The organism is Levilactobacillus paucivorans (assembly GCF_001437125.1).
GTDB lineage: Bacteria > Bacillota > Bacilli > Lactobacillales > Lactobacillaceae > Levilactobacillus > Levilactobacillus paucivorans.
In genome coordinates this window covers 20,483-34,076 of the sequence record NZ_JQCA01000098.1, presented here as the reverse complement: position 1 = coordinate 34,076, position 13,594 = coordinate 20,483, and the positions used below count along the sequence as shown (strand labels likewise).

10 protein-coding genes are annotated in these 13,594 nt (G+C 49.2%); 9 read left to right on the top strand and 1 reads right to left on the bottom strand.

The annotated features are described in order from the left end of the window. Window positions 1–360 precede the first annotated feature (360 nt). Together IV54_RS07975 and IV54_RS07970 are read left to right on the top strand one after the other, a co-directional pair. Window positions 361–924, top strand: coding sequence for a hypothetical protein (locus IV54_RS07975; protein ID WP_157054387.1), 564 nt, complete (start codon window positions 361–363; stop codon window positions 922–924). Between the two features lie 306 nt (window positions 925–1,230). Further along, window positions 1,231–3,417, top strand: a complete 2,187-nt coding sequence (locus tag IV54_RS07970) for a WxL domain-containing protein (protein ID WP_057878841.1) — start codon at window positions 1,231–1,233, stop codon at window positions 3,415–3,417. A 46-nt stretch (window positions 3,418–3,463) separates the two neighbouring features. On the opposite strand, the gene IV54_RS07965 is transcribed toward IV54_RS07970, so the two are convergent. After that, entirely contained in the window at window positions 3,464–3,922 is a 459-nt protein-coding gene (locus IV54_RS07965) for a low molecular weight protein-tyrosine-phosphatase (protein ID WP_057878840.1), read from the bottom strand. Between the two features lie 103 nt (window positions 3,923–4,025). Between IV54_RS07965 and IV54_RS07960 the strand changes: the two genes are divergently transcribed. The 7 genes from IV54_RS07960 (at window position 4,026) to IV54_RS07930 (ending at window position 13,539) form a co-directional block, all read left to right on the top strand. After that, window positions 4,026–4,592, top strand: coding sequence for a LemA family protein (locus IV54_RS07960; protein ID WP_057878839.1), 567 nt, complete (start codon window positions 4,026–4,028; stop codon window positions 4,590–4,592). A 19-nt stretch (window positions 4,593–4,611) separates the two neighbouring features. Continuing rightward, window positions 4,612–5,505 carry a zinc metalloprotease HtpX gene (gene htpX / locus IV54_RS07955; protein WP_057878838.1) on the top strand — a complete coding sequence of 298 codons (894 nt, stop codon included), beginning with the start codon at window positions 4,612–4,614 and terminating at the stop codon, window positions 5,503–5,505. Between the two features lie 115 nt (window positions 5,506–5,620). Continuing rightward, window positions 5,621–6,361 (top strand): hypothetical protein, encoded by a 741-nt coding sequence (locus tag IV54_RS07950; protein WP_237756694.1) that lies wholly within the window; start codon window positions 5,621–5,623, stop codon window positions 6,359–6,361. Between the two features lie 188 nt (window positions 6,362–6,549). After that, complete coding sequence (locus IV54_RS07945; RefSeq protein WP_057878836.1) at window positions 6,550–7,935, top strand: UDP-N-acetylmuramoyl-tripeptide--D-alanyl-D-alanine ligase; 1,386 nt, start codon at window positions 6,550–6,552, stop codon at window positions 7,933–7,935. A 194-nt stretch (window positions 7,936–8,129) separates the two neighbouring features. Then, window positions 8,130–9,695 carry a degradosome RNA helicase CshA gene (gene cshA, locus IV54_RS07940; RefSeq protein ID WP_057878835.1) on the top strand — a complete coding sequence of 522 codons (1,566 nt, stop codon included), beginning with the start codon at window positions 8,130–8,132 and terminating at the stop codon, window positions 9,693–9,695. A 285-nt stretch (window positions 9,696–9,980) separates the two neighbouring features. Beyond that, complete coding sequence (locus IV54_RS07935; protein ID WP_057878834.1) at window positions 9,981–11,123, top strand: baeRF6 domain-containing protein; 1,143 nt, start codon at window positions 9,981–9,983, stop codon at window positions 11,121–11,123. Between the two features lie 274 nt (window positions 11,124–11,397). Then, window positions 11,398–13,539, top strand: a complete 2,142-nt coding sequence (locus IV54_RS07930) for a BspA family leucine-rich repeat surface protein (RefSeq protein WP_057878833.1) — start codon at window positions 11,398–11,400, stop codon at window positions 13,537–13,539. The last annotated feature ends 55 nt before the right edge of the window (window positions 13,540–13,594 follow it).

Below are 13,594 nucleotides of genomic sequence, written 5' to 3'. Positions count from 1 at the left end.
CGAACGCTATCCACGACAAACTTGGCAGGCTTTTGTTTAGCGAACGTTTGAAAATGATATTGAAATTTTGGAGGAGTAGTCGTCATGATTTTGAAATTTCTGTTAGCGTTTGTTGTCTTTGTATTTTCAGGCTTGGTTGGAGATGACAATAAGACCCTCATGTGGAGCCTAAAAATTATTGGTTTCCTCATTAATTGCTTCAATTTACTTCTAGAACAAGCCTGAAGTAGAGAAAATTCCAAGTGGCTTTTAAAAGACACTTGGAAATCTAGGAGGAATAAGATGAGGGATTTCATTGCAGCAGTAATTATCGCAATAGGGGCGTATGTGACTTGGCGCGGGATTGCCAGGCCTCGTCAAGTGACACTAATTGGCATTGGTGTCTTTATCATCTTGGGTGGCGTTGGAACGGCCAGTGGGACCTCTGTCTTGTCATCGGCTATCTCTAGCTCAGACACGCTTGCCGCGCCACGAAAAGTCTCACACCCATTACCCAAGGGACTGTCAGATAATTCTGATGTGCTGGTAAAGGGGATGGAACAGTCCGAGCTATCGTACGAGCCCAGTGTGGCCTCCAGATTGGGAGAAGATATGAACGATGATGACGCCATTCAAGTGATGGAGAATCCGAAAACCAAGCGGTATGTCTTTAATTATAAATTTCATGGCAAAGTACTTCCGGTCTATGTCATTGATGCCCGGATTAGCGGAGACAAATACAATACGTACTTAATTCCTGTTAAGGATAACAAGATTTATTCTCTTATGACGGCAGAGTCTGTTGCAGACAAGCAGATTCATGCCACTGAGTACTATGGCTTCTCCTATATGGACATGGTTCAGTTACATGTTGCCGATCCCTATGATGGTTCGGTACACCCAGACCAAAGGAGCATTGGCAATTATCTTGTGAGTTATCGGTAAGTTTAGACAGTGACTGTCAAGTTGAGACAGAGCCCAGTGTAAGAGAAGAATAGCCCAGTGTAAGAGAAGAATAGCACATAAATAAAGAAAATTAGTCGCAGCATAACCCCTTATAAATATTGTTATATCAGCATTTTTACTGGTAATCGGTGACGATCGTGTTATACTGTCCTAAAACAATATATGCTGTTATTATTAAATGAGTGAAACTATAATTTCAATAGTAACAACGCTTTCATGATCTTGGCTAGAAGGCCATGAAAGTAATTTCTCGAATGACTAGGGAGAGAAAGGAGTTAGGGATAGATGAAGACGATTGGGCTCGTCGTGATTAGCTTTTTATTGGGGTGTGTGCTTTGGGGGCGAAGCATACAGGCACTGGCTGGGGACCCAGAAGATTTACAACACGCTTTGGCAACAACGCCACAGGGAATTCAACTTCAGGATTACTTTGTACCGGGAACGTCTTTGAATAATCATGCGAAGATCGTGGATAGCCAAAATCCACTGGTACATAACACTCAGGCAGTCCGGCTGACGAACAGTGAGAGCCAAGTCGGTAGCATCTGGTCGACACCGAAAAATACTTTTAAATTAAATGACCCACAGACGGTCTCCATGTGGTTGTATTTCGGTGGTGCAGCGAGCTGGATGTCTGATGTAGACCCGATGAAGGCACCAACCGGGGATGGCATGGCCTTCGTGCTGCAAAACGATCTGAGGGGAATTAGTGCGACAACCCAGATGCCAGGAGAAAAGCCGTTAGGCGAGACGTTGGGGGTTTGGGGGGCAGATACGGACCCCAAGGACTCAAATACGGATCAGGTTGCCAGCTCGGCTATTCAGAAGAGTTGGGCGGTTGAGTTTGATTCGTACATCAATGGTGACAGTTCTTTTGATGGGGCTGGCAAGTGGAATTCATTTGATGTTTCCCAAGATCCGACTCATCCGATTAAGTTCCCGCATATTGCGTCGAATTATCCCGGAGATAGTAATAGTTATCGGAAAAATCGAGTGGACGACGGAGGAATAATTTGGGGACTTGGCGCACATGTCTCTTATTTTACGTCCTTAAACCATAACGGCCTAATCCAAGGAAACAACTTCCAATTCCTATCTGACCACCAGTGGCATCACTTCACGTTACGTTATGAGCCACGGATTGGCACGGATACAAGTAAGGGGCAAATTAGCTATACGTTTAACGATAAAGATCCCAAGACTGGAGTTCCCCTTCCCGGTCTGAAGCAAACGGTTGAGTTGGACAAGTCCAAGGTCGATAACGGGACTCACGAGACTCAGTGGGGATTCACTGGTGCGACAGGTTCGCTTTCAGAGAATAACTTAGTCGTTTTCGACCAAGTTCCCGATTTGGTTGAGGTGTCGGCAGATACCCATATGGCAGATCTCACTCAGGGAACCAATGTTGCGAAAACCAAGATGGTTCGTGAACGTGATCGGGTTCAATTGAATTACCAAGTGAAATACCTCAATGGGACAGAGAAGTGGAATGATGTGATCGCGGATCTGAAGGTGCCTAAAAACATTGCGCTGTCGTCGGGGTCCATGACCTTAGCGAGTGATCCCGATCATCCGACAACCTTTGATGCAACCGATCTGGAGAAAAATGAAGTGACGCGTCCTATCACGACCGGATTATCAGCAACCTCGGCTGGGGCAACTTTTTCCTTTACCGGGAAAGTTAAGGACGGAACTGGAATGGTAGCGCCTCTGACGAGTCAGTTTCGGGGGAAGGAAGCCGTTGCCGAGACGTCAACACCTGAGTTTACGGTTGATCCGACGCTGGACTTGAAGTTAACTTTGCCGAGCAGTTTGTACGTCGATCCGGGCAAAGGGGCGCATGTTACTGGTAACGTCCAAATCGGAGATCCAGCCTGGCATAACTCGGATGTCCATCTTCAGATGAGCATCAACGGCCAGTCCTTTGAGGAGCCACTCAAAGACAGCGATCCACGTGGTGTGGTTAACGTGGATCTCCCCGCTTCCTTGATTACTAAGAAAACCAACACCCTGACGGTGACTGCCGTGGGACCTGATCCCAGTCACAACTCACAGACGGAAACGATGACTATTTACATTGGGGAGTTAGCCTTCACTTCGGCGACGCCTCAAGTCACCTTCAAAGGCAAGTTAACGGGAACCATGCAGCGACTGGCCTGTGCCCAGCCATTGGACCTGACGATCACCGACACGCGCGAGAAAGGCAACGGCTGGCACTTGGAGGCGGTGGCTAGTCAACTCAAACGGGCTGATGGCAAGACACTGGATGGTGACTTGCAATACTTTAAGAACGGTCAACTCCTGGCCTTAGATGCTGCACAAACGGTGGCCAGTCACACGAATGATGGGGTGAACACCCTGACGCACCTTTCCTCTGAAACCAATCAGGGCCTGGTGTTAGAGGTCGGCGGTGGCGCCATTTCCGGTGATTATTCCGGTCAGGTGTCGTGGCTATTGATGAATACACCCTAGAACGAACCAAGCGGACCGCAGCCTGGGTGGCTGGGTCCGCTTCACTCTAGGCCAGGGCATCCAGCCATGCTGGAAGGGCCGTGGCTAATTCCTGGTAGGTTAATTCAAATTTGTGGGTGTACCAAGGATCGTCGATGGCTTCGCCTTGCCGGTCAGGGAAGATGTCCAGACAGAGCTTAACCTTAGCTTGGTCGGCCGTAGTTGGGGCCATGCGCTGCAGGTTGGCGACGTTGGCGTGGTCCATGGTAATGATGGTATCGGCCCACGCAAAGTCCTCGGCTGTAATGGGCCGGGAACGATGCTCACTGGCATCCAGGCCGTGAGCACGCATGACGGCTAATGCTCCTGGATGAGGGGGATTACCTTCTTCTTCGGTGCTCGTTGCCACGGAAGCGACACTGAATTCTTGGGTCAGGTGACGCTGTTTCAGCAAGTCATTGAAGATGGCTTCAGCCATAGGGGAACGGCAAATATTACCAAGGCAAACAAATAGAATGTGTTGCATGGGAAACCTCCTAATTATTGGTTAAGGCAGGCGGACATACTGGCCTCGACCAAAACCATTTGTTATGATGAGTTTACCAGAAACTAGACAAGGAGTGACTAGAATGGGTTGGATAATTTTAATTGTGGTTATCGCAATTTTAGCAATTTGGTATGTGAGTTCTTACAACGGACTGGTTAAGACGCGGACTTATGTACAAGAGTCATGGAGTCAGATTGATGTGCAATTGAAACGGCGGAATGACTTGATTCCGAACCTGGTCTCAACGACCAAGGGCTACGCCAACTATGAACAAGGGACGTTGAAGAAGGTTGTCGAATTACGGAACCAGTTAACAGCGGTTCCAGCCGACGATCACCAGAAGACGATGGAAGTTTCTAACGAGTTGTCGACCACGTTGCGGTCGTTGTTCGCGCTCTCCGAAAATTATCCGGACCTGAAGGCCAACACGCAATTCACCAACTTAATGGAAGAATTGACGAACACTGAAAACAAGATTGCCTACTCCCGGCAACTGTACAACAGTTCCGTCGCTAGCATGACGGTTAAGATTCAATCATTTCCAAGTAATATCGTTGCCAAGATTCACAATTTCCAAGGCAGCGAGTACCTTCAGGTCCCTGAAGAAGAAAAGACAACACCTAAGGTTAACTTTGACGATTTCAAATAACAGGTAAGTAGGCGATAACATGCTGTATGAACAAATTGCCAGTAACAAACGACGAACGTGGGTCGTCATGTTTGGTTTCGGCCTGCTCGTCTTGGCACTGGGAGCGGCATTAGGCGACGTGTTCTGGGCAAACTGGGTTTCTGGCACGGTCATTGCCGCTGTGGTCGCTGTGGTTTACATGGCGATCATGATTAGCCAGTCGACCAATGTGGTCATGAGCATGAACCATGCCAAGGAGATTACCAGTGTCGATCAGGCGCCACAACTGTGGCACATGATTGAAGACATGGCAATGGTGGGCAAGGTGCCCATGCCACGAGTCTTCATTATTAATGATCCCAGTCCCAATGCTTTTGCGACGGGGAATGATCCAGAGCATGCCGCGGTGGCTGTAACCACGGGTATCATGGATCGACTCGACCGTGAGGAACTTGAAGGGGTCATCGGGCATGAGATCTCTCACGTGCGGAACTACGACATCCGGTTACAAACGATTGCCCTGGCCCTTTCTGCGGCGATCGGCCTGCTGGTCAGCTTTGCCAACAATTGGTTCTGGTGGGGCGGTAGTCGGCGGCGGAGTGACGATCGTGATTCCGGTGGCAACGTCATTGGGATTGTCATCTCGATCCTCTTGATTATCTTGGCGCCATTGGCCGCTAGTATCGCGCAGATGGCGTTGTCGCGTAATCGGGAGTATCTGGCTGATGCGTCGAGTGTCGAGCTCACACGGAACCCTCAGGGCCTAATTAATGCCCTGAGGAAGATTGACGATAGCCAACCAATGCAAGCCGCTGATCCGAATAGTTCGGCCCTGTACATCGGTGACCCGTTTAAAAATAAAAAGAAAATGGGCGATTTATTTGCCACCCATCCCCCGATTGCCGATCGGATTGCCCGCCTCGAAAAAATGTAAAAAATAGTCGCGGCTAATTGGCCGTTTCGTAGTACAATTAGCATGAGACCAGGGGAAAGAGTGTAAGCGTATGCGCGGAAATTTTGTTTACTTAAGTTTAGAACCCGTAACGAATATGATTTATTCGTTAGGGATATCACCAGCTGACTTTTTGAATGGCGTTCCAGCCATTCCCAATCAGCTCCTTTTGCTTAATGCAGAATCCGCTAGTGATGCTGAGATTAATCCGCATACGCGGCTCCAGACACTGACTGGGCAAACGCAGATTCGGCGGTATTTACTGGGCAAACATGAGCACCCCGTCAAGTGGCTCGACTATACGCATGGCGATGACTTGGATTTTCTGTTGCCTAATGAGATTGCCGAGTTGCTCTACCTGGCGCACATGGATACGCACATCCGAACACCGTTCTACGCGAAGTTGCAGAACGACTATGCGTATCTGACGCTACGTGATGGGTTCTACAAGACCTACTACCGACACCTCAACAGTTTTGACCACGTGTTGGAGGTCAGCATCAAACGTCACCTGCGCGCGATGCACAATAATCGGTGGGTCTTTGCCCGTCCGTTAGCCATCAGTGATGTACCGCAGGAAATTCTGTTGCAGCTGATTCAGGGTTTGGCGGATGGCATGATCATTGCTTTTGACCAATTGGTGGAACGCCATCGGATCTACGTGATTCCGGTGCGTGCCATCACCCATCCCGAACGGCAAGCAACCTGGTATTCTCAGGAAGAGGTTTACGCTGACTCCCGAGAAGTGGCCAGCCTGCGTTATGATCTGACTACCCGTGAATGGGCGCTCAGTATCCATGATAACCAAGTCTTTAGCGACGTGATGGATTTAATTTAACCGTAAGTAAACCACTGGGACGTTAGGCTTCCGGTGGTTTTTATTTGGCGGTTTAAGCGAGGACTTAGCGATCCATGGTATAATGAATCTCAGAATTTCAAAAACAGGATTAACGAGGCGGCTGACGACCCCTCGAAACTAAAGCGGGGATGGCGCAATTGTCCCCGGAATATAGGAGCCTTAATAACATGAAGATGCAACTTGCTGAAATTGCTCATGCAGTGGGAGCAATCAATGATTATAAAGAATGGGAAAATGTGAGCGTCACGAGTGTGGCGTTCGATAGTCGCCACCTCCAACCAGGAGGACTCTTTATTCCCTTGACAGGTGAAAACGATGGTCACCAGTTTATTCAATCGGCGATTGACCATGGTGCGGTTGCGACCCTTTGGGCGCGCGACTTGGCGACAGCCCCCGCTGATTTTCCAATCATTCAGGTTGCAGATTCGTTGAAGGCCTTACAGGCATTGGCACAATACTATCTGATGAAGATTAATCCGCGGGTCGTGGCCATCACTGGGAGTAATGGGAAGACGACGACCAAGGACATGGTTGCCAGCATTTTAGCAACGCAGTTCAATGTCACCAAGACGCATGCCAATTTCAACAACGAGATTGGGGTTCCGATGACGGTGCTTTCCATGGAACCTAACACGGAGATGTTAGTCGTTGAGATGGGGATGGATCGTCCCGGCCAACTCGACTTTCTCAGTAAGCTGGTTTCTCCGGACCTGGCCGTCATCACCATGATTGGTGAGGCCCATATCGAATTCTTCGGGACCCGTGATAAGATTGCGGACGCTAAGATGGAGATTACCCATGGGCTGAGCGAGGATGGCTCCCTAGTTTACAACGGGGATGAACCCCTGTTACGTGAACGGGTTACTGACTTGAGCCAGAGTCAGGTCACCTTTGGTCAGGGCGAAGACAACGATCTCTTTGCCACCAACGTTGCCGGAACGTCAACCGCAACGACCTTTACCACTAATGAGTGGCCAGACACAACCTTTACGATTCCCATGATTGGGACTTACAACGTCAACAACGCCTTGGCTGCGTTGGCAGTGGCCACGGTCTACCGGATTCGCCCCGAGAACGCGCAGAAGGCCTTGGCTAACGTCACGTTGACGGAGAACCGGGCAGAATGGCTCAAGGGGAGCAATGGTGAGGATATCCTGAGCGATGTCTACAACTCCAATCCGACGGCGGTTAAACAGGTGCTGGCGGCCTTCTCGAAGACGCCGGTTACCGGTCAACGGGTTGTTGTCTTGGGTGATATGCTCGAGCTGGGTGACCAATCCGATGCCATGCACGCCGGATTGGCAGATGCTGTTGATCCGCAGGCAATCAGCCACGTCTACCTAGTCGGCCCCCACATGGTGGCCCTACAGGAGAGCTTGGCACAACGTTATCCAGACCTTGCCGTAACTCATTTTGCTGCGGATGACCTGGCATCGCTTTCAGCAACCTTACAGGGTTCATTGACTGCCGCCGATCAGATTTTATTAAAGGGATCTCACGGGATTCATTTGGAGCAAGTGTTAGCGGCCTTACAGGATCCAGTACAAGAATAAACGAACAACAAGGCAACTTCCACGAGTCGTGGGAGTTGCTTATTTTGTAGGCACGATGTATGATGGTTTAGTTGCTTATTTGAAGAAACGAACTTACTCCGCTCTAGCCAATCGTTAATCGCACCACGGAAAACGGATTTTTTCCAAGATTTGCGAGGCACTAGGGCGATGTACCCATTAGGAGGAAATTATTTTTGAAGTTTAAAGAACTGGGTCTTTCTGAAGACCTACTGAAGGCTGTTACGACAGCAGGTTATGAAGAAGCGACCCCAATTCAAGCCGAGACAATCCCCATGGTTTTGGCTGGTCAAGACGTTATTGGACAAGCCCAAACCGGGACAGGGAAGACTGCGGCATTTGCCTTACCAATCTTAGAGAAGATCGATAAGAGCAATCCAAATGTTCAAGCATTGGTTGTATCCCCAACACGGGAATTAGCCATTCAAACCCAAGAAGAAATTTATAAATTAGGCCGTAACGAACGGGCAAACGTCCAAGTCGTATATGGTGGGGCGGACATTCGTCGCCAAATTAAATCCCTGAAGAACCACCCACAAGTTATTGTGGGGACGCCAGGTCGTTTACTCGACCACATCCGGCGTCGGACCTTGAAGTTGGACCATGTCCAAATGTTAGTCCTCGATGAAGCCGATGAAATGTTAAACATGGGTTTCTTGGACGATATTGAAGACATCATCAAACAATTGCCAGAAGCGCGTCAAACGATGCTCTTCTCCGCAACGATGCCACCCGAAATCAAACGGGTTGGGGTTCAATTCATGAAAGACCCTAAGCACGTGAAGATTAAGGCCAAGGAATTAACGACCGACTTGATCGATCAATTCTACGTTCGCGCTCGTGACTTTGAAAAATTCGATGTTATGACGCGTTTCTTCGATGTTCAGTCACCTGACTTGACCATCGTGTTCACGCGGACTAAGCGTCGGGTGGATGAAATCTCTAGCGGGTTACAAGCCCGGGGTTACAATGCCGCCGGAATTCATGGTGATTTGACGCAAAAACGTCGGACACAAATCATGAATCAATTCCGTCACGGTAAGTTAGACATCTTGGTAGCGACTGACGTGGCTGCTCGTGGTATCGATATTAACGATGTGACCCACGTGTACAACTACGATATTCCACAAGATCCAGATAGTTACGTTCACCGTGTCGGCCGTACCGGTCGTGCCGGGAAGCATGGGGTTTCCATGACTTTCGTAACGCCTAACGAAATGGACTACTTACGTGAAATCGAAAAGCTGACGAAGGTGCGTATGCTTCCATTGAAGCCACCTTCGGATGAAGAAGCATTGGTTAGCCAATTAGGTGCCGCTAAGGACAAGGTTACTGACCTTGTTAACAAGACGGATACTGAAAAGTTTGCCAAGACGGCTGAAGGCCTCTTAAATGAATTTGATGCTGAAGACTTGGTTGCAGCGTTGTTAAACGATTTGACCAAGGATGACAGTAGCCAGGTTCCAGTTAAGATTACGCCAGAACGCCCATTACCTAAGCGCGGCGGCAAACGTCACGACGGTGGGGGTTACCACCGTGGTGGCGGTAACCATCGTCGTAACGGTAATGGTGGTGGCGGCTACCGTCAACGTCAAGACCGTCGTGGTGGCGATCATGACCGTCACGGTTCTCGTAGCCATGATTCACGTAACCATGGTGGCGGCGACCGTAACCGACACAGCAACAATGGTGGTCGGCGTTCCGAGGGTGGCCGTGGGTTTACCATTCGGAAAAAAGACTAAATTAAAAAGTTAATTGATTAGAAGGAAGCGTTAGTCGACTAGGCAGGTCGGCTAACGCTTTTTTTGCGTGATTTGAGATTTAGATTTTCTTAATAGATTGAGATAAACGCCGATAGAATGGGGTTTAACCGCATAGTATATTTATATAACCCCATTATTTAGTTATTAATTTTACAATTAATGTTGCGTTAGTTTATTCTGTGTGCTATTATTACCTTATCGAAACAATATGAAATAACTTATTGCAAGGAACTCAACTCACAAAACCACGGAGGTTTTCATACTATGGCAAATCACTTCGACTTACACGCTGCACTGACGCTCGCCGCTAAGCCAGGTCCTTTTGTCACCATGACCTTACCCATCACAGGGGTCCCCGCGATTGACCGGACGCAGTTCAATAGCTTACTCTCAGCTGGAAAAAAACAGTTGTTGGCAGTCGCACCTAACCGTGCGTGGTCGACCTATGAGGACGCCTTTGAACCTTACGAACACGGCCCGCTGACTAATGGGGGTGCCCAAGGACTCGTGATTATGGCGGGCGCCACGGATAGTTATCACTACTGGTTACACACGGCGGTTGGCCCAACCGTCACTGTGACCACCCGGCCCAACGTCTTGCCAATCCTGGAATCACGGGACCTGACTGGGGATTATGACCTTCTGTTGCTTAATGGGGAAGGGTTCGAGTTTGCCCAAGTTCGGGGCGGCCACGCAGAGTTAGTGAACTTACCGGTGGACGCACCGGTAACCTTGAAACAAGCGTTGGGTAGCGAGTTGCGTGACAGTGGTCGTTGGCAACGGTCCGCTGGGGTGGGGACACATTATAGTGGTACCGGGTCTGTCGATGCGGGGAAGGCCGCGGATCAGCGGAACTATTTCATGACCGTTGATAACTATGTGAGTCAGCATTTCTCAAATGTGAACCAAGTGCCATTGATTCTGGTGGCGGGGGCTGCCGACCAAGGGAACTTCCGGAAGCTCTCCCAGAATGCCTACCTGGACCCGATGATTCGTCTAGTTCAGGGAACCAATCTGGCGGCAGCCAATCAATCCCTGGCAGAGCTGGCGGTGAAAGTGAATGCCCTGCGTCATGAGCAGGCTACTCAGATCCGCCAGGATGCCTACGCCAAGGCCCGGTCACGTGACCGGGTGGTTCAGGACATTGGGGCATTGGCGACGGCTGCGGTTCAGGGCCAACTAGGGACCTTGTGGCTACAGGCGGGTGCTAATCATCCCGGTCACCTGCTAGAGACGGGTGAGGTGACGACTGCCACGGCGTTGAGTCGGGAGAACAACTTGTACAATGACTTGGCACTATTAGTGGCTAAGCAAGGTGGCAAGATTCAAGTCCTACCGGCGGCTGAAATGCCAACCCGGAGCATCATCGCCGCCCAGTTACGGTTCCGTGAGGCCGTTGTGAGCTAATTGATGTTTGGAGGAATTAGTTCACAGAGTACGAAGAAAGGGGCTGGGGTGACCAGTCCTCTTTGCGTAGCGGCCTTGACTATTGCGCGGTGATTGGCGGGTGCAAAAATAAAGAAAAAAGCCAGTTGACCGGTGTAAATAGGCTAGAAGCCGACACATAATGGCCGGAATAATTGCGCATGAAAATAATCGTGCTAAGCCGTGGACTTTGAGATTAGCCGCGATTATACTTTACTCAGAAGACTAGGGATGTCACATTGAGAGGACTATTCACATGACAAAAAAGTTGAGGATCACGTCTAAGCAAAAGTTAACATCGTTGGCAATTCTTGGTGTTATTGCTGGCATGGGATTACAGGTTGACGCTGTCCATGCAGATACGACAGACCAGGGCAATGATACTGACAGTAGCACGAAAGCTCAGACGACGGCGGATGACCCGACGGCCAAGCAAGCCGTTCTGACAAAGGGGACACCAGCACCTGAAACGCCCCCCAAAACTGATGCGACGGATACCAAGCCAAGTGCGCCAGATGAAACGCTCACTTCTGGGAAAACAACTAAGGATACAGAAGACCAGACTGAACCGGTAAAAGTAACACCACCGGTAACGAAGAAAACAGATGAATCAGTGACAGCGAACGTTGTTCCGGTTGACGTGTCGTCATTGACTGATAAGTCGGCAACAGATACTAATAAACTGACAGATTTGACAGAGAAAGCCACGGCTATTTTGCCACGTAAGATGAAGTCTCGCATGAATCTGTTGCGGGATGCTGCTCCAACGATTATTAATTCAGGTACTAATGGCTCAGCTAAATGGACCGAAGATAGCAATGGCGTAATGACCATTACTGGTGGTGTCATGACTGATAGCATGATGTTTAAAACAAGTGTCACTAAGTTAGTCTTTGATGGGAGCTTAGGCAAAATTGTTCTTCCAACCAATAGCAGTCGCTTATTTGAGTATTGGTCAAACCTTACGGAAATTGACGGTTGGGAAAACGTGGACGCTTCGAATGTGACCAATATGTCTAATATGTTTAGCGAGGATATTTCACTAAAAAGTCTTGATTTGAGTTCTCTAGACTTGAGTAATGTAATCAATATGTCACAGTTGTTGTATGGGGGGATAGCCGATCAGAACGGGAATCATCCAATTAGTATCACGAGCTTTAAGCTGGGGTCAAGTACCAGTAAAGTCACGGATATGACGGAGATGTTGTCCGGAGATTCCTCCTTGACCGATGTCGATGCGGCGGATTGGAATGTCTCAAGCCTAAAGTCCGCTGACAGTCTCTTTCATGGTACGGCGATTAGCAACCTAGATCTCAGTAAGTGGCAGACGCCTGAACTGCAGAAATTGACAGCTACTTTTGGGGATATGCCTAACTTAAGTTCAATTAATGTTGCAGGGCTTCAAACGGGGAAAGTGACACTCTTCGTTCAGACCTTTGAGAATGATCCACTATTGAAGACCGTTGATGTCAGTCGGTGGGACGTCTCTGGTTCACAAAATTTCACCAGAATGTTTTATAACGACCCGCTCCTGTCAACACTTGATTTAAGTAGTTGGCACCCTAAGACAGATCTTCAAATACTCCAAATGTTTTTTGACGATTCATCCTTAAGTTCACTGGATCTGTCGGGATTTGATACGATCGGTAGTGGTCAAGGCAATTCGGCCTTACAGAACACGACGGGATTGCATGAACTGGTTCTCGGACCCAACACGTTTCAGGGAACTGATGTCGGGAATGTTGCATTACCTGACATTCCCGTTACGGATACGTATACCGGCTTATGGCAAGCTGTCGGGACTGGCACTTTGGACCAGCCGAATGGGGCGACGTACACCAGCGCGCAGTTAAATACCAGCGCCATGAAGGCTGACACCTACGTTTGGCAGAAAGTCCCAGGCTCGACGCCAACGGATCCCGGCACGACCCCGGAAAATCCCGGGTCGTCGACTGATAACCCCGGGACCTCGACTAAACCAACTGATCCTGATACTAATCCGAACACGGACGGTGGTAATGGTGCTACTGTTGATGGCGGTGAGAATGGTGGTGGAACCGTGACAACTGATAAGAATCCGCAGAAGAAACCAAAGAATCCGGTTAAGAAACCGCAAGTGCCTGATGAATCTAATAAAAAGCCAGCCACTACTACTGACAAGTTACTGAAGTTTGGTAGCGGTCAGGGGGCAGCGGGGGTTCTGAACAAGTCACATGACCAGACTCATAACCAAGCTAATAAGCAGACGACTCCGACGACCGCGACGGGTCACTTGGACCGCCAGTCCGAGCAGACAACGTTACCGCAGACGACCGAAAAGAAGTCGAGTCTGTGGGCGGCGATTGGTGTTGTTACACTGGGAATCTTGAGCTTCCACTGGTACAAGCGTCAGGACTAAATGACCGTATTAAAGCTAAGATGATAATCAGGAGGGATGACGCAGATAACGCCAC

Coding starts and splice junctions, on each gene's coding strand:
- IV54_RS07960 (WP_057878839.1), top strand. CDS start 4,026: ATGGGTTGGATAATTTTAATTGTGGTTATCGCAATTTTAGCAATTTGG.
- IV54_RS07970 (WP_057878841.1), top strand. CDS start 1,231: ATGAAGACGATTGGGCTCGTCGTGATTAGCTTTTTATTGGGGTGTGTG.
- IV54_RS07965 (WP_057878840.1), bottom strand. CDS start 3,922: ATGCAACACATTCTATTTGTTTGCCTTGGTAATATTTGCCGTTCCCCT.
- htpX (WP_057878838.1), top strand. CDS start 4,612: ATGCTGTATGAACAAATTGCCAGTAACAAACGACGAACGTGGGTCGTC.
- IV54_RS07930 (WP_057878833.1), top strand. CDS start 11,398: ATGACAAAAAAGTTGAGGATCACGTCTAAGCAAAAGTTAACATCGTTG.
- IV54_RS07945 (WP_057878836.1), top strand. CDS start 6,550: ATGAAGATGCAACTTGCTGAAATTGCTCATGCAGTGGGAGCAATCAAT.
- IV54_RS07950 (WP_237756694.1), top strand. CDS start 5,621: ATGATTTATTCGTTAGGGATATCACCAGCTGACTTTTTGAATGGCGTT.
- IV54_RS07935 (WP_057878834.1), top strand. CDS start 9,981: ATGGCAAATCACTTCGACTTACACGCTGCACTGACGCTCGCCGCTAAG.